Source organism: Peribacillus sp. NPDC097197, assembly GCF_050278025.1.
GTDB lineage: Bacteria > Bacillota > Bacilli > Bacillales > DSM-1321 > Peribacillus.
The window spans coordinates 162,629-183,501 of record NZ_JBNNST010000001.1 but is presented as its reverse complement, the minus strand read 5'-3'; the positions used below and the strand labels follow the sequence as shown (position 1 = coordinate 183,501).

Annotated in this window: 18 protein-coding genes; 3 read left to right on the top strand and 15 right to left on the bottom strand. The window is 44.3% G+C overall.

The features are described from left to right. Nucleotides 1–165 precede the first annotated feature (165 nt). Nucleotides 166–714 carry an REP-associated tyrosine transposase gene (locus tag ACQKL6_RS00890; RefSeq protein WP_402954803.1) on the bottom strand — a complete coding sequence of 183 codons (549 nt, stop codon included), beginning with the start codon at nt 712–714 and terminating at the stop codon, nt 166–168. A 145-nt stretch (nt 715–859) separates the two neighbouring features. Between ACQKL6_RS00890 and ACQKL6_RS00885 the strand changes: the two genes are divergently transcribed. Both ACQKL6_RS00885 and ACQKL6_RS00880 read left to right on the top strand, forming a co-directional pair. Beyond that, on the top strand, nt 860–2,482 hold the full coding sequence (locus ACQKL6_RS00885; RefSeq protein WP_427650262.1) for a hypothetical protein: 1,623 nt from the start codon (nt 860–862) through the stop codon (nt 2,480–2,482). Continuing rightward, entirely contained in the window at nt 2,475–5,447 is a 2,973-nt protein-coding gene (locus ACQKL6_RS00880; RefSeq protein ID WP_427650261.1) for a DEAD/DEAH box helicase, read from the top strand. The genes ACQKL6_RS00885 and ACQKL6_RS00880 overlap by 8 nt, the downstream gene beginning before the upstream one ends. Before the next feature lie 35 nt (nt 5,448–5,482). Here the strand turns inward: ACQKL6_RS00880 and ACQKL6_RS00875 are convergent, their stop codons facing one another. The 9 genes from ACQKL6_RS00875 to ssb form a co-directional block, all read right to left on the bottom strand. Continuing rightward, the gene (locus tag ACQKL6_RS00875; RefSeq protein WP_402954813.1) at nt 5,483–5,905 is read right to left on the bottom strand and encodes a hypothetical protein; all 423 of its coding nucleotides are present in this window, start codon (nt 5,903–5,905) and stop codon (nt 5,483–5,485) included. 199 nt (nt 5,906–6,104) lie between these two features. Next, nucleotides 6,105–9,845: a S8 family serine peptidase gene (locus ACQKL6_RS00870; protein ID WP_427650259.1), complete on the bottom strand. Its 3,741-nt coding sequence runs from the start codon at nt 9,843–9,845 to the stop codon at nt 6,105–6,107. A gap of 221 nt (nt 9,846–10,066) precedes the next feature. Further along, nucleotides 10,067–10,969, bottom strand: coding sequence for an ABC transporter permease (locus ACQKL6_RS00865; RefSeq protein ID WP_402870427.1), 903 nt, complete (start codon nt 10,967–10,969; stop codon nt 10,067–10,069). A gap of 12 nt (nt 10,970–10,981) precedes the next feature. After that, nucleotides 10,982–11,986 carry an ABC transporter permease gene (locus ACQKL6_RS00860; protein ID WP_402871314.1) on the bottom strand — a complete coding sequence of 335 codons (1,005 nt, stop codon included), beginning with the start codon at nt 11,984–11,986 and terminating at the stop codon, nt 10,982–10,984. Nucleotides 11,987–12,100: 114 nt separating this feature from the next. Then, entirely contained in the window at nt 12,101–13,720 is a 1,620-nt protein-coding gene (locus ACQKL6_RS00855) for an ABC transporter substrate-binding protein (RefSeq protein ID WP_402954819.1), read from the bottom strand. 41 nt (nt 13,721–13,761) lie between these two features. Beyond that, nucleotides 13,762–14,730 (bottom strand): ABC transporter ATP-binding protein, encoded by a 969-nt coding sequence (locus ACQKL6_RS00850; RefSeq protein WP_402954822.1) that lies wholly within the window; start codon nt 14,728–14,730, stop codon nt 13,762–13,764. Beyond that, the gene (locus ACQKL6_RS00845; protein ID WP_402870419.1) at nt 14,711–15,715 is read right to left on the bottom strand and encodes an ABC transporter ATP-binding protein; all 1,005 of its coding nucleotides are present in this window, start codon (nt 15,713–15,715) and stop codon (nt 14,711–14,713) included. Before ACQKL6_RS00845 ends, ACQKL6_RS00850 begins: the two co-directional genes overlap by 20 nt. A 322-nt stretch (nt 15,716–16,037) precedes the next feature. Next, entirely contained in the window at nt 16,038–16,310 is a 273-nt protein-coding gene (locus ACQKL6_RS00840) for a hypothetical protein (RefSeq protein ID WP_402954828.1), read from the bottom strand. Between the two features lie 18 nt (nt 16,311–16,328). Then, nucleotides 16,329–16,694, bottom strand: a complete 366-nt coding sequence (gene ssb, locus ACQKL6_RS00835) for a single-stranded DNA-binding protein (protein WP_402990445.1) — start codon at nt 16,692–16,694, stop codon at nt 16,329–16,331. Between the two features lie 320 nt (nt 16,695–17,014). Here ssb and ACQKL6_RS00830 point away from each other — a divergent pair, with 320 nt between their 5' ends. Then, nucleotides 17,015–17,461, top strand: a complete 447-nt coding sequence (locus ACQKL6_RS00830) for a YwpF family protein (protein ID WP_402870411.1) — start codon at nt 17,015–17,017, stop codon at nt 17,459–17,461. 64 nt (nt 17,462–17,525) lie between these two features. On the opposite strand, the gene ACQKL6_RS00825 is transcribed toward ACQKL6_RS00830, so the two are convergent. From ACQKL6_RS00825 to ACQKL6_RS00805, 5 genes are all read right to left on the bottom strand, one after another. Beyond that, on the bottom strand, nt 17,526–17,840 hold the full coding sequence (locus ACQKL6_RS00825) for a hypothetical protein (protein WP_402990451.1): 315 nt from the start codon (nt 17,838–17,840) through the stop codon (nt 17,526–17,528). A gap of 274 nt (nt 17,841–18,114) precedes the next feature. Then, nucleotides 18,115–18,543, bottom strand: a complete 429-nt coding sequence (gene fabZ / locus ACQKL6_RS00820) for a 3-hydroxyacyl-ACP dehydratase FabZ (RefSeq protein ID WP_402870407.1) — start codon at nt 18,541–18,543, stop codon at nt 18,115–18,117. A 129-nt stretch (nt 18,544–18,672) separates the two neighbouring features. Next, the gene (locus ACQKL6_RS00815; protein ID WP_402870404.1) at nt 18,673–18,936 is read right to left on the bottom strand and encodes a DNA-directed RNA polymerase subunit beta; all 264 of its coding nucleotides are present in this window, start codon (nt 18,934–18,936) and stop codon (nt 18,673–18,675) included. 180 nt (nt 18,937–19,116) lie between these two features. Continuing rightward, entirely contained in the window at nt 19,117–19,965 is an 849-nt protein-coding gene (locus ACQKL6_RS00810; protein ID WP_427591717.1) for a flagellar hook-basal body protein, read from the bottom strand. Nucleotides 19,966–20,019: 54 nt separating this feature from the next. Continuing rightward, on the bottom strand, nt 20,020–20,856 hold the full coding sequence (locus ACQKL6_RS00805) for a flagellar hook-basal body protein (RefSeq protein WP_427650258.1): 837 nt from the start codon (nt 20,854–20,856) through the stop codon (nt 20,020–20,022). Nucleotides 20,857–20,873: the final 17 nt, after the last annotated feature.

The following is a 20,873-nucleotide window of genomic DNA, read 5'->3' as shown; positions in this document are numbered from 1 at the left end:
ATTCCGACCACAAACATATTCCAAAACCTGTATACAACATTTCAAATTCCAAGCCCAAATGAAGTATAATAAAGAGATGACCTCGAAATGGGTGCCGGGTAATGGGGTCTGACCCCTTACCGAATACTCCATACCCCTTGACTGGCAAAGGTTTTTTGATTTTTGTTAAGTCTGGGAAATAGGGTCTGACCCCCGCATGACGTAGGTTTCATAGTTCTGTGGGGTTTGGAAGTAATGAAGGATTTGTGTGGGGTTGACGTGTTTGCTTGGTTTTCCTGTTTGGAAGACTTTGTAGCTGCTCCACTTATAATCGGCGGGGTTTTTGACGATATTGGCTTGTACAGGGTTTAAATGGATATAACGGCTCGTGGCAGTGAATTGCTCGATCGATTCGATTAAGACGGAATGGTAACGGCCTTGAAAGAGGTGACCATCATGGTCATGCCGTTTATTGAAGGAGATGGCATAGCGGGAATTCAGCTTATGCATAATATCACTAATCGGGTGTTGTTTCGTTTCGAGGAGAAGATGCACGTGATTCGTCATGAGGCAGTAGCTATGGAGTTCGAAGTAATACCTTTCTTTCGTTTCCTCTAAATAACGCAGGTAACGAAGGCGATCCTTGTCGTCTAAAAAAATATCACTGCGGCGGTTGCCGCGGCTAGTAATATGGTACATCGCACCAGGGTACCATATCCTCGGTCTACGAGGCATGAACATCATCCTTTCCTATGCCGGGAAATAGGGTCTGACCCCCATCCGGTGTTGTTAAAGTACTGATATATCAATGATAATACAAAAATATAATTTTGGGAAATGGGGTCTGACCCCTAAAAGTGACCCCAAAAAGGAGGAGAGTATGGAGCGGGAGTTGTTGTTTGTTGGGGATCGGCTGGCGGAGTTGTTGGAGGCCGGTGACGCGGATGATTTGGCTGTTGTGAATGAGGGTCTTCAGTTATATCGCCAGGGGCTCGTTGATCTGAAAGAGGAAGCGGAAGACTTGATTACCGCGGAGGTGCAGGATGGCACGCGCTTTAAGGCAAGGCTGAATTTGCTTTTCCCTCAGGATGGAAGCTGCACCTGCGATTCCAGGTTTATTTGCCGACACCAAATGGCCGTATTCTTCTCCGGATATTCCGAGCACGCCAGTGTGTCCGATTGGGTTAGCGAATGGAACGCGCCAAAATCCACACCTACCCAGGCTTTGCAGCAGGTAAAGCGGGCAAGTGAAATATTTAAACATACAAAGGAGAAATCCATCATTTTAGAAAAAAGCTATCCATCATGGAAGCAATTCGTGCACGATACCTTCACTGAGCAAGTGGAGCCTTATATAGAGGAACCGCCTTACATGATTGAGAATCATATACAGACTTTCTTTAAACGTCTCAGCTCCAAAACCCCGATGGAACGGGAATGGAAGCTGCTTTATCATTTTGTGACCCATTTTTGTACGTTGCAGCTGACTATGAGAATGATCCAGCTACATAAAAGCAACACCCAAGCGGTCCGTGTCTTTTATGCGCTCGCCGCCGATTTGGCCGAAGAGCTTCATGAGACGGTGCAGCCACTGAGCAGACAGGCCCGTCCCTTTGCTTTCGATCCCTTCGTCTTTAGCATTAAGGAAGATGTAGCGAAGCTACTGGATGGCAGCGAAGGGCTGGAGTATGAAAAAATCGACCTCTACCGGGAAATCTGGAGCTACCTGTTCACCACGTCTTCGTGGCGTAAAGAGGAGCTGAACCGGGTTCAGGAGGAACTGCCCAAGCAATATGCAGGCACGACGGAGCGCATTTCCTATACCCTGGCTACGATTCACCTATCTCTGATGGAGAACCAGGACCGACAAGCGATCGAGCTTCTCCACGAATTGAAGAAGGAAGCGTGTCCGTATATTTTTTATTGGCTGGAGTTCCTTTCCGATTCAGAGGACCGTACCCGGGCCATTCCTTTCATTGAATTCATCAACGCCCATGTTCAGGAATTCTTGATTGACCTATCCGATTATTATCAGCGGGTCGATTTTGTCCGGACCTTCACGACCCTGATCACAAGCTGTTGCTTTAAGTTGAAGCGGAATGACTTGCTTGAGAAATTCTTTCGGGCTACCCTTCCCCATAGCTATTGGAACTATGCGAACTTTCTTTTTGAACAGGGCCAATATAAAAAATGGGTGGAGATGCATATCTACTCCGAAATCAGCATTGACTTAATAAGCACTGAATCCATCAAGGAAGTCGTCTCAAAGGATCCGGAAGTGATGCTTCCCCTCTATTATCATGCGGTACAGGAAAAAGTGTCCTTGAAAAACAGGCCAGCCTATAAACAGGCAGTCCGTTATTTGAAAAAGATGCGTACCATCTATAAAAAGATGAAAAAGGAAGAGGTATTCGAACGGTATATGCAATATGTAGTCGATTCGACGAAACGACTGCGCGCTTTTCAAGAAGAATTAAAAAGGGGAAAGCTAATCGATGTTTAATACAGGAAAATTAAAAATCAAAATAGCGGCTCTCGAAAATGGATCCTACGTCCTTGGTGTCGTCAATGAAGAGAATAGCTTCCTCAATACAAGTTACATTCGAAGACTGCTGTTCAACTGGGATGACGCCAGTTTTTATGGCACAAAAATGACGACAGATACAATAAACGAAAACCCTGTTTTCATTCTTGATGCCTGGGGACTGCTGAACTTTTTCGCGAAGGAAAGCTTTAACTCCTTTATAGAATGGGAATGGTCCGAGCTCTCATCCTTATGCCTATCCGCAGCCCCCGTACTTCATGAATCGATTGAAGCGGGGATTCCTGTGCCCGATTTCACGAATTTACAGTTGGACTCCATCGGTTGGAAACTGCCGGAAGAGGTCGAAGAAGAATTCCTTCCTTCCTTTTGGGAAGAGGAGATTCCTTTGGACCTCCCTTCACCTGAAGTGGAAACCAATCGGACCTTTATCGAGAAATGGTATAATGGCGCCGCTAATATGTATTTGAAGACCTACTCGCCGATGCACAATAAATGGAGCGAAGCAGTTGGGGCCTTAAAGGATTCAAGGCTTTCTCCGGAAGAGTTGCAGGCCTTTTTCGATCAGGACAGCTGGCAGGAATGGCTTGGCGTTAACCCGGATCCTAAACCCTTCACCATCGGTCTACGCTTAACCGAACCACCTGAAGGAAATGGCCCATGGAAGCTAGACGTCACGCTTCGCTCTAAAAAAGATGAAAGCATCATCGAAACGTATACTGGCAAGAAATTGCCGCGTGGCTGGAATAAGTACGCAAGTGAAGTCGTACGGGCGACGAAACGCTGGCAGCTTGTCGTCCCATGGATCGGGGAAAAGGGCCGGTTAAAAAGCGAGCTATCCGAAATCGATGCCTGGGAGTTTTTGACCGATGCAAGCGAAAAGCTGCTATTTCTCGGTGTCGAAATCCTCCTTCCATCCTGGTGGGTCGCTTTGAAGGAATCCTCCCTCAAAGTGAAGGCAAAAGTGAAGAGCCAATCGAATCGCGGCCCTTCCTACGTTGGGCTGAAAGCATTGATGGACTTCGACTGGAGATTCTCCCTGAATGGTAAGGAGCTCACTGAGTCCGAGTTCGCGGAGCTCGTCGATGAGAAACGCAGGCTTGTCTATATCCGCGGCCAATGGGTCAAGCTCGACCCCGCTTTCATCAAGCAAATCCAGAACCTGATGGAAACTGCCAATGAAAAAGGCATCCAACTGACCGATTTGCTGCAACAGGAGCTTTTAAATAGTGAAGGGGAAGAAATCGAGGATGACCCGGAAAACGGCGAAATGCTCCGAATTCAATTCGAATTGAATCAGGAGCTTAGAAAAATGGTCGGACGACTGCGGGAAACCAAGAACATTTCGATCATGCCAGTCCCTGGGACACTGCAAGGTGATTTACGTCCCTATCAAAAACTGGGCATGAGCTGGCTTCTGTTCTTAAGGGAATATGGTTTTGGCGCGTGTCTCGCCGACGATATGGGACTTGGGAAAACTGTCCAGATGATTGCCTACCTCCTTTATGTCAAGAATGCCGAAGCGACTGACAAGGAGCTACCTACCCATGAAGAAAACGTGCAAACGAGCGAACCCATCATTGTCGATGAGGAAAGTGAAACGGAAAGCGCCGATGAGGTCGAAGTAATCACCAACCCGCCTGAGCATGTTCCTGTTCAGGCAGCGTTGATTGTCTGCCCTACATCGGTACTCGGCAACTGGCAGAAGGAACTGGAAAAATTCGCTCCATCACTCAAGGTTCACCTTCATTACGGTTCGAGTCGGTCCAAGGGTGATGCGTTCATTAAAAAAGCTGCTACCCACGACATCATCCTGACTTCGTATGGCCTGACCCACCAAGATGTGGAGGAATTGTCCTCCATCCATTGGAGCAGCGTCATCCTTGATGAAGCACAGAATATCAAAAACGCCCAAACGAAGCAATCCAGGGCGGTCCGCAAGCTTGATGGACGTCATCATATCGCCTTAACGGGTACACCTATGGAAAACCGCTTAAGCGAGTTATGGGCCATCTTTGATTTCATTAACAAAGGCTACCTGGGAACGCTTGGTCAATTCCAGGAAAAATACGTGACCACCATCGAGCGGGAAGAACAAAAAGATAAAATCAAAGAGCTGCAACGCTTAATTCAGCCCTTCCTGCTTCGTCGGACAAAACGGGATAAAGAGGTCGCATTGAACCTGCCTGATAAGCAGGAACAAAAAGAATTCGTGCCGCTCACCACCGAGCAGGCTTCATTATATGAACAGCTAATCAAGGATACCTTTGCAGACATCGAGCAGTTGTCCACCTTTGAACGCAAAGGGATCATTCTGCAGATGCTGAATAAACTGAAACAGCTCTGCAATCACCCTGCCCTTTATCTAAAGGAAACTGAAAAGGAAAACATCATGATGGCAGCTAGCCGATCCGGGAAGCTTGAGAAGCTAACGGAAATCGTGGATGCTGTCCGCGAGCAGGAGGAAAGCTGCCTCATTTTCACCCAATACATCGGTATGGGGAACATGATGAAAAAACTGCTCGAAAAACGCTATGGCTTTGAAGTTCCCTTCCTGAACGGAAGTGCGAACAAGAAACAGCGTGATGATATGATCACCCGCTTCCAAAATGGCGATTTCCCCATCTTCATCCTTTCGTTGAAGGCTGGGGGCACAGGTCTGAATTTAACGGCGGCAAACCATGTCATTCACTATGATCGCTGGTGGAATCCTGCGGTTGAAAATCAAGCCACTGACCGTGCCTACCGCATCGGGCAACAGCGGTTCGTTCACGTTCATAAATTGATATGTACCGGGACGCTTGAAGAAAAGATCGATCAGATGCTCGACAAAAAACAGGCGCTGAACGATGAAATCATCAGTAGTGATAACTGGATCACAGAACTTTCCACTGATGAAATCAAGGACCTCGTCTCTCTTCACTAAGTTTTGCTAGTTAGACCACTCAATAGCTTTCCTGATTAATCGGGTTTCAAGCTATGGGTGGTTTTTCTTTTTGTGTTCCAATCTTTCGGATTGACTATAAAAAAAGATTGGTAATTTCCATGACTGATCATGATATGCTCCAATGCCGTTGTAAGCGCTTCACCTTTATTGGGCAAATATCTCTCTGAGCGTTCTTCAATGATGACCTTTTCTCTATGGGGATCATATGTGATCGAAGTCTTAGCCATATCCTTTTCAAAAAGCGAAAGGGTTACATCCGGAATAAGCGGATATTCTTGATAAGACGAATCGTGCCGGGGTTCCTTTTCAAATGGAGAATTAGCAAGTTGAAGTGCATCAAAGAAACTCGTTTTTGCTAGTGACCTATCATAATTTTCATATTTAACTGTAACACCACGACCATATTCCTTCGTAGTCAGACCTTTTTTAAAATTCATCGATTTCCTCCTCTTATTTAGTTCCATATACCTATTTCGGTATCATCATTTTATTTTCCTTCTCTATTTCAAAAAAAGAATGCTTCTCATGGATTACGTTATAAGCAACGTAATAATCCATCAAACGTGTGAAAGGGTGTATACGCAGCCTAAACATAAGAAAAGCAGCCCCCTCTGTAAAAAGGGAACTGCCATTCTATTATCGTTTCGCTTTATAGATGTAGGTCGTTTTCTTCGTCTCATTTCCGGCAATATCCGTGACCTTCCATTCGAATGTATTGTTGCCCACTTCAAGTGGCAACTCAACATCCTCTATCGTTTCTTTAAAAGAACGCATTTTGTATGGTTCTTTAAATTCATGATAGAATACTTCACTTCCATTCAAGTAAAGGCGGATTTCATCGAAGTTGTCCTCGACGGTCACATCCACTTTCGGGTTCGGTTTTTTGGCCCCTACCATCAGGGGTGCTCCTTTGACCTTCAAGCTTGGTTTCTTTGTGTCCACCATGAACATCCGTTTGAAGGAAATTGTATTACCGACTATGTCCGTTGCTTTAACCACGAAGCTTTGGACGCCGTCATTGTATTTCTTTTTATACGAGAATTCGTATTGTTTCTTCTCTTCATTATATTTCACTGGGACATTTTTATCGTCGATCTTGAATTCCTTGATGCCAGATGCTTCTTTAATGTACCCCGTAATCGTCACATTCTTCGTATTGGTCACGCTCAACACTTCAGGACTCGTGATAAAGACGGATGGGGCCGCTTTATCTTTTTCAACCGGCTCCGTATCCTGAGTCAAGTCCGATTCATCTGTCTTTTCATTACCTGCGAAGTCTATGGCAACAACCTGTACTTTCTCACCCTTCACATCCGGCAAAGTATATTCTTTTGTATCCGCAGCTAGCGGTTCTGTTATGATTGATTTCCCGTCTATCTGTACATCGTAATACGCCAAGCCTGACCCTTTGGCATTATCCGATCCTTCAATGGTGACCACCTTGCCATTTTTTGAAATCTTGACCGTAGGTGCCACTGTATCGACTTTGACAGGGATCTCAAACGTCTGCCATTTAGCTCCCTCATAATCGATCACTGCTTTGACTTCATAGATATATTCACCGTCTGCAACGAGCTTATTATTGATTTTGCCCTCCCATTTACGGGCGGGGTCTAACGTATAGGCCGTCCCGCTTCCGCCGTCATAATAGTCCTTCCGCACCTGATTCTCCGTACGGATTGTCCGGACCGATTTTTTCGCAGCATCCATGATGTTGTATTCTACTTTTTTCGCATTTCTCAAGAATGATAGAATCGGGATGAAATCATCCTGCGCTCCATCACCATTCGGGGAGATCGCGATATATTTCCGGTCAAATATCTTTCCAACCGGCTCATAACCCAGGTAGGTAAAGTCTTCACCTGCAGTTGATACCGCCCCAGCCATGCCGTAGTATGATTCTTCATCATATTTCGTTCCGTCCAAGATAGGTGCCTTGTCCCATTCTCCTTTGAACCCTACATATGGAACGTTCAGTTCTGGATTATTGTCTGCCGGGTCTTTCAGTGTCACGAACCCTTCAACAAAGTACCCATTTGGAAAGACCTTATCGATTGCGACTGGCGTCTGGAGGTCGTCCCCAAGCACCTTAGCCTTGGACAGGTCCACCTTCACTTCAATGTTGACCGATTTCTTTGCAGGTATAGTGATTTCTTCTTGTTCACGGTTATTGATTTTTATCGTAGCATCCTGAATTTCCTGTGCTTCTAATTGATTGGCTGCATAACCTAACTGTCCCTGAATCGAATAGTCTGTTTGGATATTCCCCAATACATCATATTTGACCGCTTCGTCACTTATATTTTCAACCTTCAAAGTAAAAGCGAACGTGTTTCCTACCTCTTTCAATGCAACCTTCGCTACATTCGTAAATGCCTCGGTCACAACCACCGGCGTAGCCAACGCGGAATTCAATTGCATGATCCCGGCTCCCTGCCTGCGCGGCGAGTAGGGAATATCCCATCCAAATGCAGCATTGACCATGCCTTGATCGGTTACAGGTCGAGAGGTATTCATCATTAGGTTTTTGGCCAGGTTTGCCCGGTCGAACCCTCTTGCATTCAAGTCTTTATCGACTCTTTCCAATACGAGGGCAGAGCCTCCCGCTACGTGAGGAGCCGCCATCGATGTACCGCTCATCATGCCGTATTCATCATTGTTCAATGTCGAATAGATTTGTCCGCCCGGCGCTGTGATTTCCGGTTTGAAATCAAGGTTCGGCGCGACGCCCCATGAAGTAAAGGCACTCATTTTCCCAGCCTCGGGATTAGCTGATTTCACCTTATCCCCCTTGAAAGTGAGTGTCACTTTTTCACCTTCCGATAAGGCGGCTTGCAGCTTCGCACCATCCGATTTAAGCATGAATAGCTGTGGAATCGTTATGCTAGGCTCTGTTGCCATGGATACGTATCCATCGGCATTGTTATAGATGATGGCACCTGTTGCTCCTGCCTTCTGAGCATTTTGCGCTTTTTCGATAAAAGTGATTCCCCCACGCTCGATAAGGGTAAACTTGCCTTTGACATCCACCTTGGCTAGCTCCTCAGGGGTTCCAAGGCCTGCATCGACTAGTTCGTGCGTCTTTTCCTTTAAAGCGTTAGGATGTACACTGGAAGCCGACATGAACGGTGCTTTCCCTTCCTGCCCGTTCAACTGATAGGTAGCAGCATCTAAATCAAGATAGTTGTTTTCAATCGATGCCACTTGAAGCGAATCATAGGCAAGTCCCGGAGAACCCGCTATGCCGATGTCTGGATTCGTTGCCCATGGATTCGCGAACCCATTTCCGAAGTGGGCAGAGTTTCCTGCCGAAATCGACATCACGATTCCATTTTCCACGGCCCTTGATACGGCCTGTTGCTCAGGATCTTCCTCTGAGACGAAGCCTGCCGTCGAACCAAGACTCATGTTCAAGACATCTGCCCCAAGAATAATGGCATCATCAATGGCCTTGATGTAAATATCCCCCCAGGTCGTCTTCACAGCAGGGTCATTCCCGAACACCTTCAAAGCTAAAAGCTGGGCTTCAGGGGCCACCCCTTTAATGCCGCCATTCTCTTCATCCCCATTAGCCGCTGCGGTCCCGGCAACGTGCATCCCATGCATCGAAGCTCCCTCAGCAAGATCGAGGATTTCTTGATTGTCATCCATATAGTTATATCCGTAAGGGACCTTTTCCGTATAATACTTTCCAAGTAACTGGTTGGCTTGTATCATTTCACTGATTTCCGTTTTCGTCAGTTCCGCCTTTGAAGCATCACTGAGGATCATGTCACGGTGAGATGGGTCAATCCCGGTATCAATGATTCCTACGACCATCCCTTCCCCCGTATAGCCGTACTCCCTCCAAGCTTCCTGGGCTTGGACCAGTTCCTTGCTATATACCATATCCGGTTTTTCAACAGGTCGTTTATATTCATTCGCAATATGTACTTCAGCCACTTCAGGCAAAGCTGCCACTTCTTTGACTTCTCCATATTGTAGCTCTGCACTGAACCCATTCAAGACTGTCGTAAAACTTTCAAATTCCTTTAAAGCTATCTTCTTCTCTTTTACTTTATTTTTCACTTTTTTCTGGCCTGATAGTTTTTTAGACTTTAATTCTTCCCTTTTGCTTTTAGAAAGGTCTTTAAATCGTTTACCTTCCTTAGAGGCATATTCAATGGCCGGGGCTTCCTTCATCTGTACGATAACCCTGACCTTTTCATCGGTTTTGTACTTCTTATCTGTCTCTTCTTTCTTCAACTTCAGGATACTTTCCTGATTTTTCTGTCCCGCATTCTTTCCAATCGAAGGATCAGGAAGATTGGCAGCGGAAACCGTTGCTGTAAATACTAATAGAAAGATTGCTAGAATGGGCAAAATGCGTTTAATCAATGAACGATTCCTCCTATAAAATTAGAATTTTCTATAATTTTCCTTATAGGTATAAAAGTATCACACCCTTTATCATGAATTTAAGAGATAATAGTCACTATTTTCCTAGAAGACTCTAGTATAATATGTTTATTTTTCAATACCTGTCATCATTAAGAGATTATGGAAAATATCAAAGCATAAAAAAGGCGGTGATTATGAAAATCACCGCCTCTTCCTCTTTAGTTTTTCATTCTTGGATCCAATGCATCACGTAGGCCATCGCCCATCAGGTTGAAGCCAAGTACGGTCAACATGATGGCGATCCCTGGGAATAGAACGGTCCAAGGCGCCTGAATGATGAACTGTCTCGAATCAGCAAGCATTTTTCCCCATTCAGGTGAAGGTGGTTGTGCACCCAGCCCAAGGAATCCAAGCGCTGCACACTCAATGATGGCGGTCGCGATCGCTAAAGTCCCTTGAACGATGATGGGCGCAAGGCTATTCGGCAGGACGTGGTGAATCAAAATCCGACCATCCCCCATACCAATCGCCTTAGCGGCCGTTACATACTCCTCTTCTTTTACAGTCAGAACCCGTGATCGCAAAAGTCTACCGAACGTAGGCACATTGACGATTGCAATCGCGATGAGTGCATTGCGCAGGGATGGTCCCAATACGGCAACAACCGCTATGGCTAGCAGGATGCTCGGAAACGCCAGTACAATGTCAAAAAGCCTCGAAATGATCGTATCGATCCACTTGCCATAATACCCGGCAATGATGCCGAGGAAAGATCCGACCACTACAGAACCGGCCACTGATAAAAAGCCGACCCATAGAGATAAGCGAGAGCCATAGATGATTCGGCTCAAGATATCGCGGCCGAATTCATCCGTGCCAAACCAATGCTCTGACGAAGGGGACAAATGTTTATCGCTGAGCTTCTGCCCTTCGTAGGAATAGGGTGCAATAAGCGGGGCGAAAATAGCCAGTATAATGAAAAATAGGACAATGCCGAGGCCAACCAGGGCTACCTTATTTTTCTTGAAGCTTTTCCAACCTTCCTTCCAGGGAGAAATGGCTTTTTCCTCTACCTCTTGAGGGGGAATGATCGGCGGTGTATTCGTAACAATTTCAGCCATGAGATATCCTCCCTATTTATATTTAATCCTAGGATCAATCGCTGCATACAAAAGGTCCACAATCAAGTTAATCATGACGAACAAAAAGGCGATGACGAGAATTCCCGATTGAATGACCGGATAATCCCGGTAAAGGATAGCTTCATAGATATATGTTCCAATACCCGGCCATCCAAAGATGGTTTCCGTTAAAATCGCGCCACCCAATAGTAGACCCGTTTGCAGACCGATAACGGTGACCACTGGAATTAAAGCATTTTTCAGGGAGTGCTTATAAACCACCCAGAACATTTTCATGCCCTTCGCGCGAGCCGTCCGGATGAAATCGGACCTCATGATTTCTAGCATGGATGAGCGTGTCATTCTCGCAATGATCGCCATCGGGATGGTTGCAAGTGCAATTCCCGGTAAGATAAGATGTTTCACCACTTCAATGAATTGATCGAATCTACCGGAAACAAGAGTATCTATTAAATAAAAGCCCGTTATCGCTTCCACAGGGTCTCTTATATTGTCCCGTCCCGTTGTTGGAAGCAAGTCCCACTGAATCGCAACGAGATACTGTTCCATAAGACCAAGCCAGAATATCGGCATCGATACGCCAATTAAGGCGACGATCATGGCCGTATAATCAAACCAGGAATTTTGGAACCATGCCGAGATGATTCCGGCATTTACGCCGATGATGACCGCAATGATCATCGCAATCAGGGCCAATTCCATCGTGGCCGTCAAGTAAGGCCAAATTTCCTCTGAAACAGGGGTATTCGTTTTTAGAGAAACCCCCAGATTGCCTGTTAACAGGCCAATTAAGTAATCCCAGAACTGAATGAACCATGGTTGGTCCAAACCAAGCTCCTTTGTCATGGCAGCGACGGCTTCTTTCGTTGCCTGCTGCCCTAATATTACCTGGGCGGGGTTTCCCGGTATCGCCCGAATCATCATGAATACAATAAACGCCATTCCGAGAAGCACCGGAATGAGAGAACCCAAACGTCTTATGGTATAGGAAAACAAAACACTCACCTGCCTTTTTTTACACATGGGCTTTTAATCGCCCTTCATTCTTTAAATCTTTAATTCACATGACAAAACCGGGGAGCATACATTCATACCCCCCGGTCCGTACAATTAATTTTCGATTGACACGTTAATTAGAGACTGAGAACCTGTAGGATGCGGAACGAATCCTTTGATTGTCTTAGTACCAGCTAATTGTGGCAACGAATGTACAAGTGGTACCCAAGGTGCTTCTTCATGTATGATTTCCTGTGCTTTTCCGTATAGCTCATTACGTTTCGCTTCATCTGCAGTAGATTGAGCTTCAATCAATAATTTATGAACTTCTTCGTTTGCATAGCGAGAGTAGTTGTTCGAGCCGATTGTATCTTTATCCAATAATGTATAAAGGAAGTTATCGGCATCTCCATTATCACCAGTCCAGCCAAGCATGAATGATGGAGCTTCACCGGCTTGTACTTTTTCCAAGTATGCAGCCCACTCATACGTCATGATATTGGCTTCAATATTGACTTGTTTCAGACTTGCTTGAATGGCTTCAGCGACTTTTTGTCCATCAGGCATATATGGACGTGGTACCGGCATGGCCCATAGATCCATTTTGAATCCATCTTCAAGACCAGCCTTTTTCAAAAGTTCTTTTGCCTTTTCTACGTTGTAATCATAGTCTTCAATTTCATCATTGTATCCAGAGACGGATGGTGGCATTGGATTCTTCGCAGGCTCAGCCGTTCCTTCAAAGAAGTTATCGATGATTTCCTGTTTGTTGATCAAATGGGAAATGGCTTGACGCACTTCCTTTTTATCAAATGGCGCTTTTTCAACGTTAAATCCAAAGTAGCCAACGTTCATGGATGGACGTTCAAAGATTTGAAGGTTTTTGTCCCCTGTCACTTTGCTGATATCACTTGGGTTCAATCCGTCCATTAGGTCGACTTCACCTTTGATTGCTGCATTCAAACGAGCCGAGTTATCTTTGATGACTTTAAACGTGATGCCATCAAGTTTTGGCAATCCTTCTTGCCAATAGTCTTCATTTTTCACGACTTCAATCGTGTCGCCTGGTTTCCATGATTTGAACTTGAAAGGACCCGTTCCAGACGGATTCTTGCCGAAATTGTCTCCATCTTTCTCAACTGCCGTTGGACTTGCAATGGCAAATGGTGACATCGCAACGTTTTTCAAGAATGGTGCTTGTGGGCGTACTAGTGTGAATTCCACTGTGCTATCATCAAGAGCTTTTACTTCTTTAATCACGTGGCCTTCGTCACCTTCAAAGCCACCGAACATGGAAGCATAGTAAGCAAATTTCGCTTCATCCTTACTTGTTGCCCAGCGCTGAAAGTTCTTAACGACCGCTTCCGCGTTGAAATCCGTGCCATCGTGGAACTTAATGCCTGTTTTCAGCTTGAACGTATAAGTTTTCGCATCTTCGGAAACTTCCCATGACTCTGCAAGACCCGGTTCGATTTCCGTATTGTCTTCTCCGTATTTCACAAGTGTTTCATAGATTTGCTGTGTGACGATATAAGACTCGCCATCCGTTACGATAGCAGGATCAAGTGAAACCGCATCTCCGCCTTTACCGTAGATTAAAACCCCGCCGCCCTTTGCCTCGCTTGAGCCGCCTTTTTCGTCATCCTTATCTTTCGATGTTGATGATGAACAGCCAGCAAGCGCAAGTGAAATGGCTAAAATACTGGTTAACAATAAAGCTAATGTCTTCTTCATATTCTTCCCCCTATTTTCTATAAATTTATGTATACGTCCTATCAATTATATAAATGACAAGAGACGTAGTGACCTGGTTTGTGTTCCTGTAAAATTGGTTTTACAGTCTTGCATTCTGGCATCGCTTTCGGGCACCTTGTATGGAATGTGCATCCGCTAGGCGGGTTGGATGGACTCGGGACATCGCCCTGCAATATGACCCTATCGCCCTTATATTCTACATCCGGAATCGGAACCGCCGATAGTAAGGCTTGTGTATACGGATGTAGCGGATCTTCATAAAGCCCTTCACTTTCCGTCAATTCAACAATATGTCCTAGATACATCACGCCTACCCGATCCGAGATATGCCTGACGACTCCGAGATCATGGGCAATGAAAAGATAAGTGAGGTCAAAATCCCTCTGCAAATCTTGTAGGAGATTTAACACCTGTGCTTGAATGGAAACATCCAAAGCCGAAACAGGCTCATCCGCGATAATCAGCTTCGGATTGACGGCTAGTGCCCTGGCGATGCCAATGCGTTGCCTCTGACCACCACTGAACTGATGTGGGTATCGTTTGGCATGGTAACTGCTTAACCCAACAACCTTAAGTAGCTCCTGCACACGCTTTTTCCGTTCTTTCTTATCTTTGACACCATGGACGATGAGTGGTTCTTCCAATATCTTTTCAACCGTGTGCCTAGGATTGAGCGAGGCGAATGGATCTTGAAAGACCATTTGCATTTCGCGGCGCATCTTCCTCATTTCACGGGTGGATAGTGTCGTCAGGTCCTTACCCTCAAAGTAGACATTGCCTTCACTTGGCTCGAGTAATCGAAGCAAAAGTCTGCCCGTCGTCGATTTACCGCACCCGCTTTCACCGACAAGGCCAAGCGTCTCACCTTTGTTTATGGAGAATGACAAGCCATCGACGGCTTTCACCTCACCGATCGTTTTACCGAGCACTCCCCCTTTGATTGGGAAATGCTTCTTCAGGTTTTCTACCTTAACTAATGGTTGAGTCATGCAATGGTGCTCCTTTCGCATCTTCGTACAGCCAACAACGTACTTGTTGCCCTTCATCAAACGCCAGAAGAGACGGGGTTTCATTCAGGCATTGCTCCATCGCATGAGAACAGCGAGGGGCAAACTGGCAGCCAAGTTTGCTCGTACCCGGTTTTGGCACATTTCCAGGGATTGAATAAAGCCGTTCCTTCTTTACGCGCATATCAGGAATCGATTGCAGGAGGCCAATCGTATACGGATGCTTAGGGTTTTGAAAAACCGTTTGCACTTTTCCCTCCTCGACCACCCTTCCGGCATACATGACAATGACACGCTCACACATTTGTGCCACTACACCAAGGTCATGGGTGATCATCATGATTGCTGTATCTGTCTCCTTGTTCAGGTTCTTCATCAATTCTAAAATCTGGGCTTGAATCGTGACATCCAAGGCCGTGGTCGGCTCGTCCGCTATTAGAAGCTTTGGCTCACAAATCATGGCCATGGCAATCATGACACGCTGTCTCATCCCGCCCGAAAGCTGATGAGGGTATTCATCTATCAGTTCTTCGGCTCGTCCAAGCCCAACCAACTTCAACATTTCGACCGCTCTTTGGCGGGCCTGTTTTTTATTCCATTTTCTATGTATCCGAAGTGTCTCCACCAATTGTTCTCCAATTGTGAAGACAGGGTTCAAGCTTGTCATTGGTTCCTGGAAGATCATAGCGATTTCATTTCCCCGAATCTTTCTCATTTTAGCTTCAGATGCGTTGGCAATGTTACTTCCCTTAAACAATATTTCCCCTTCTACCTTACCGGTAGGCGAAGGCACAAGCCCCATGATCGACAAAGAGGTTACGCTTTTCCCACAGCCCGATTCCCCGACAATTCCTAACACCTCACCAGGATTGATATGAAAATCGATGGAGTTCACGACAGGAATTTCTCCATCGTCAGTACGAAAACTCGTTCGTAACCCGTTGACTTCAATAATTGGAACACTCATAATATCACTTCCTTTATATCCATATTTTACATTTTTAATATTATTTGGTTTATTATTACATCAAACTTAACATTTTACAATATATTTTCTTAAAATTCTAACTTAACAGAATAATATTTTTTAATTAGTTCTATAGTATTAGCTTCATAAAAAGAATGACTGTACAAGTACAGTCATTCCAAAAAGGGGAAGAATCAAGCTTTTGATTCTTTTTATGAGGGGATTCGGGGACACTTGCGGGGAAAAGCCAAGTCGGCTTGGGGAAATAGGAAAATAACAGGGACTTGCCACTATTAGTATACTTTTCGAAGGGTATCGCTTTTTATAATTCACCAACTTTCTCTAAATTTGTAACCCTTTTGTCTAATTTTTCATTATGTTCATGTAAATACTTGTTATACGATTCTAATTGGGCTACTTTTAACCTGAGGTGTTTCAACTCATCTTCATTCTCTTTTGTTTGGACATGGGTCTTGGCCACATGCCCAATTAAGTCACCAATGAGTTGTTCTACTCGTTGCTTATCCTGCATCGAACTGAACAGGAGTCGGTTTCGCTTCTGCCCGTTGGAAAGCATTCCACTTTTTTCACTCATGCTTCACCTCCAAGTAAGCTATAAACCAATATGTTCGAATTCCTTTGCCTTGCCATCATTCTGTTGCTTAGTCCCTATGAATTGAACCAGCTCGGCAATAACTTCGGTGACATATACTTTTTTACCCTCTTGGTTGTCATATCTCCTCGTTTGAATTCTGCCCGTAATCCCGACAATCGAACCTTTTTTACAATATTGTGCTGTATTTTCGGCTGTTCTTTTCCAAAGGGTACAGTGTACAAAGTCAGCCTCGTAATCCCCTGCATTATTACGAAAATTACGGTTCACAGCTAAAGTAATATTGGAAACCGCCTTGCCATCTGGCGTATACCTTAATTCGGGATCCTTCGTCAATCGTCCGACAAGGGTTACCTGATTTATCATCTTCTTCCTCCTTTCCTTTCATGATTTAATCATAAGATTTTCTTTTAAAAAGGGGAAATCAACAAAATGGACGAATGCCACTCATTTTGGCTTTAAAAACCGTTATATTACACCCATAACTCTTTTTTGCAGAAAAATTGTTTACTAAAAAGCTTAAACCTATCAATTTGGACTTTTTTTTACTTTTAGCGTATTTTTAGGTTTATCATTTTAAAAAATCAAAATATTCTAGTATGATATAATTACCTTTAAAAGGAATTAACAGGGATAAATGGGCATTTGACTGTCTTCTTCATAAAGGCAAGGAATGGAGGTATTTAATGAAATCTTTCAAATTAATCTATCTACAGATTGTTACAGAGGATTCACGATTAATTGATATACCCTTAGCCGATGGACTCATCATTAATAAAGAAAATGATATCAGCTCGTGGCTCCTAGAAGCCTTTGTGGCAGAAAAACATTTTCATGAGTTTGCATCCTCACTTCCTGATATTGATGGAGAAGTGACCATTCAGGCTGTTATAACGAAAAAAGACAATGAACCCGCTTTATTCGATACCGTCCTGCGTACCATTAAAAAAGTCGATGGTCACTATAGCCTTTTATTTGTCGGCCATATCAAAAAAAACCACACAAAATATGCAGAACTTCTTCTTGAGGATTTAGTCTATAAAGGCTTGGAGGGCGAGGATTTAATCAGGGAATTCAAGAAAAAAATTAAATCCAGACCTAAACTGGCCACCTATAAGTCGTCCATAAAATAAAAAACTGGCTTAGCTGAAGGGAATTACACCCGCCATTGCTAAGCCAGTCCTCTTTATATGCCTTTTATTTGTTATCTTCGCCTTTTTTCTCAGCATCTTCAATTAAATCGTCAGAATCATTGTTGTTGTTCGTTGTATTGTTATTGTCATCGCCATTCATCGTATCATCATTTTCGATCATACCGTCGTTATCCGTATCAAGATTGTTATTATCGTTTCCAGTGCCTCCATTATCATCGACACCATCATTTTGATTTTCTTCGATCATGTTGTCATTCTCGGGTGCAGGATTGTTGTCATCATCATTTCCACATCCAGCAAGGAACATGGCAGACATCAAAGATCCCCCGATTAGCGCATAAAGTCTTTTCTTCATCATGAGTAGGTAACCTCCCTTCATTCTTTATCATTTAGTATTTTGCCCGAATGTAAAAATAACTTGCGCCTTATTTTTAATTAGTAAAATATGCTTGAACTTCTGCATATAAAAGATGCCGGACATAAATGTCCGGCATCAAAGGGAGAAAAAATGGTTGTAAACAACTAACTGCAATCATTGTAGCTTTCAGCTGCATCGTATATGTATTATGTACACCTAATTCGTTCTTCTTAAACATTCTTGCTCAAAATGGCCATATTTAGCCCTTTTAAGCTTATTTATCTCCAAAAGCGAACATGATTTCCGTTTCACAGGCAACTTCGCCATCTACTGTTGCGACCGCTTTTCCTTTACCAACCGATCCCCTTAACCGAATAATTTCTACTTCGAGGCGGAGTTGATCTCCCGGTTTTACCTGGCGCTTGAAACGACAGTTATCGATTCCTGCAAAAAAGGCCAGCCGCCCTTTAAATTCTTCTTGTTTCAATACAGCTACAGCACCTACTTGCGCTAACGCCTCCACAATCAATACACCCGGCATAACAGGGTAATCCGGAAAGTGACCATTGAAAAATTCTTCATTGGCTGATACATTTTTTAATCCTACAGCTCTTTTCCCATCTTCCACTTCAATAATCCGGTCAACTAATAAAAAAGGGTAACGATGGGGGATGATGTCCTTTATCTGCGTAATATCTAACATGGCTTTTCCTCCTAATAATGATATTGCCTACTTTTAACGAAAACTCGCCCCTCCCTTACATAGGGAAGAGGCATGTTGTTGCCAATTGAAATTTTCTAAAACGGTGGCAACTGCGTCGACAGACTATTTCTATGCATCTTCATTTACAATATCGATGATATGGGTCCATGTGGATTTCTTGAAAACATCCGTTGCCTGCCCTCCGCCAATCACACTATAGCCTATTAGTGAACCGGCAAGTAAAGCGATGAATATCAATCCGATGATCATAAGTAAACGCAGCCAGATCGGCAAAAGCCGGACCTTGATTCTTCGGTTCGGTTGCGTTGTTTTTGCTTCCTTGACCTCTTCACTCACTTCTTGTCTCATTACACTTTTTTGTTCCATACCCATACAAAAGCTCCTTTTTTCAGAAAACTCGCCGAATAAAAGCGTCTTGGCTTATACATAAATAGAAGCATCAAATCACATGCCATGTCAAAATGAATGAGCGTCAACGGTCCTCTTTGCTAAAGTATAATGAAAAACGCTTCAATATGAAACCTAAAGCCATGATTTTATACCCTATCACGCTTACCGAATCCCATTAATCAGTCCACCCATTTGATCGGCCATCGTTATCGCCCGGGATTGAAATTGATATTGACGTTGGGCATTGATCAAATCCGTCATCTCTTTTGATAGATCGACGTTTGATGATTCAAGTGAACCTTGTTTCACTGCGATTTCCGTACGGTCATCCCCCGTCAATAGCGTCATGATGTCGTCTTCCGCAACACCCAATTCACCGAGGTTGCCCGGGAGCCCCAACAGATTCCCCCCCAATTGTTCCAGGAATTGCGGTTTTTTTACAGAAACGATACCAAGACCGAAGCTTCGCTCTCCATATTCTTCTGTATCCACATTCAATAAACCTTCTTCCGAAACCTTAATATCTTTGATGCTGCCATCAATTAGAATCGGATTCCCATATTCATCAAGGACTTGATGTCCGGCTGAGTTAACGAGCATCATTTGATCTGGGTTCGCCTCGTTAGGAGAAAGATAAAAAGCGCCATCTCTCGTTAAACGAGTGTTGGTCCCTCCGTCATCCTGTACGTTTACCGTGAAAAATAGATCTTCCTTCGTCAATGCCACATCCAGGTTGCGATCGGTATTCTTTAGCGAACCTTGTGTCAGCACGATTTGGGATGGATTTAATTTGGCACCCGTTCCCTGACGAATGCCCGGTGTGGTCAGTCTTCCGATTTCCTTCGTCTCACTCGGCTGATTATTAAAACTTTGGGTTAACATATCACTAAAGCTGGTTTGCGTCTTTTTATAAGCCGTGGTATCCACATTAGCAATATTATTGCTGATCTGATCAATTTGACTTTGAATTTGGTTGAGTGTATTCGTCGCGGATAACATCGTTCGATTCATAGACATTCCCCTTACTGTTCAAATTTCCTAAAGATTCCTTCTACAAATCCGTAATTAGAGTTTCCCCACTTCATTAACCGCTTTATCGAGACTCTTATCATAAGCTTGAAGTACTTTTTGATTCGCTTCAAAAGATCGGTACGCCGACATCATTTCCGTCATCGTCCTCGATTGATCGACATTAGATCCCTCAAGAAAACCTTGTTTCGTGGAGAAGGTCAATCCTTCTGCTGCATACGCATTGGGCAATTCATTATCGACAGCCCTATATAACCCTTCGCCATCTTTCACGAGCTGTTTAGTGGGGTCGTCTGCATAACCGATGCCAAGGCGGGCCGCTTGATTATTGCCTTCAAAGATCATTCCCTTTTCGGTCACGGTGAAGCGATCATTCTCAAGCTGTATCCGTTCATGGTTCTCGTCCAAAACATAATAGCCTTTAGAATTCGTCAAATAGCCTTGACCATCCAGAGTGAAACTGCCGTCCCTTGTATAACGCATTTGCCCGTCTTTATCTTGGACGGTATAAAGGACCGACCCGGCCTTCCCCGTTTCCTCATTGATGGGAAGATTTTCATCTGCTAAGGCAATATCGGTACTAAGCTCCGTTTCTTCAAGGGTCCCTTGCGTGAACAATGGACTCGCTTCTTGTACATAAACGCCTGTACTAAGACTGCCCACTTGCGATAACTTGGGCACGCTTAAATTGTTTTCGGTAGGTATTGCATTACGCTGCATATTGCCAAGTAACATTTCCGGAAAAGACCGTACACTGGTTTGATCGGCTTTAAACCCGGTTGTATTCGCATTGGAGATATTATTCGTTAGCATTTCTGTGCGTCTTTGCTGTGTAAGCATTCCAGAAGCGGCTGTATAAAAACCTCTTAACATTTTATTTCACTCCTCAT

What these genes read in the sequence shown, in the direction of transcription:
- ACQKL6_RS00890 (WP_402954803.1), bottom strand. Translation starts at nt 714, where the DNA reads ATGCCTCGTAGACCGAGGATATGGTACCCTGGTGCGATGTACCATATT.
- ACQKL6_RS00885 (WP_427650262.1), top strand. Translation starts at nt 860, where the DNA reads ATGGAGCGGGAGTTGTTGTTTGTTGGGGATCGGCTGGCGGAGTTGTTG.
- ACQKL6_RS00880 (WP_427650261.1), top strand. Translation starts at nt 2,475, where the DNA reads ATGTTTAATACAGGAAAATTAAAAATCAAAATAGCGGCTCTCGAAAAT.
- ACQKL6_RS00875 (WP_402954813.1), bottom strand. Translation starts at nt 5,905, where the DNA reads ATGAATTTTAAAAAAGGTCTGACTACGAAGGAATATGGTCGTGGTGTT.
- ACQKL6_RS00865 (WP_402870427.1), bottom strand. Translation starts at nt 10,969, where the DNA reads ATGGCTGAAATTGTTACGAATACACCGCCGATCATTCCCCCTCAAGAG.
- ACQKL6_RS00855 (WP_402954819.1), bottom strand. Translation starts at nt 13,720, where the DNA reads ATGAAGAAGACATTAGCTTTATTGTTAACCAGTATTTTAGCCATTTCA.
- ACQKL6_RS00850 (WP_402954822.1), bottom strand. Translation starts at nt 14,730, where the DNA reads ATGACTCAACCATTAGTTAAGGTAGAAAACCTGAAGAAGCATTTCCCA.
- ACQKL6_RS00845 (WP_402870419.1), bottom strand. Translation starts at nt 15,715, where the DNA reads ATGAGTGTTCCAATTATTGAAGTCAACGGGTTACGAACGAGTTTTCGT.
- ACQKL6_RS00840 (WP_402954828.1), bottom strand. Translation starts at nt 16,310, where the DNA reads ATGAGTGAAAAAAGTGGAATGCTTTCCAACGGGCAGAAGCGAAACCGA.
- ssb (WP_402990445.1), bottom strand. Translation starts at nt 16,694, where the DNA reads ATGATAAATCAGGTAACCCTTGTCGGACGATTGACGAAGGATCCCGAA.
- ACQKL6_RS00830 (WP_402870411.1), top strand. Translation starts at nt 17,015, where the DNA reads ATGAAATCTTTCAAATTAATCTATCTACAGATTGTTACAGAGGATTCA.
- ACQKL6_RS00825 (WP_402990451.1), bottom strand. Translation starts at nt 17,840, where the DNA reads ATGATGAAGAAAAGACTTTATGCGCTAATCGGGGGATCTTTGATGTCT.
- fabZ (WP_402870407.1), bottom strand. Translation starts at nt 18,543, where the DNA reads ATGTTAGATATTACGCAGATAAAGGACATCATCCCCCATCGTTACCCT.
- ACQKL6_RS00815 (WP_402870404.1), bottom strand. Translation starts at nt 18,936, where the DNA reads ATGGGTATGGAACAAAAAAGTGTAATGAGACAAGAAGTGAGTGAAGAG.
- ACQKL6_RS00810 (WP_427591717.1), bottom strand. Translation starts at nt 19,965, where the DNA reads ATGAATCGAACGATGTTATCCGCGACGAATACACTCAACCAAATTCAA.
- ACQKL6_RS00805 (WP_427650258.1), bottom strand. Translation starts at nt 20,856, where the DNA reads ATGTTAAGAGGTTTTTATACAGCCGCTTCTGGAATGCTTACACAGCAA.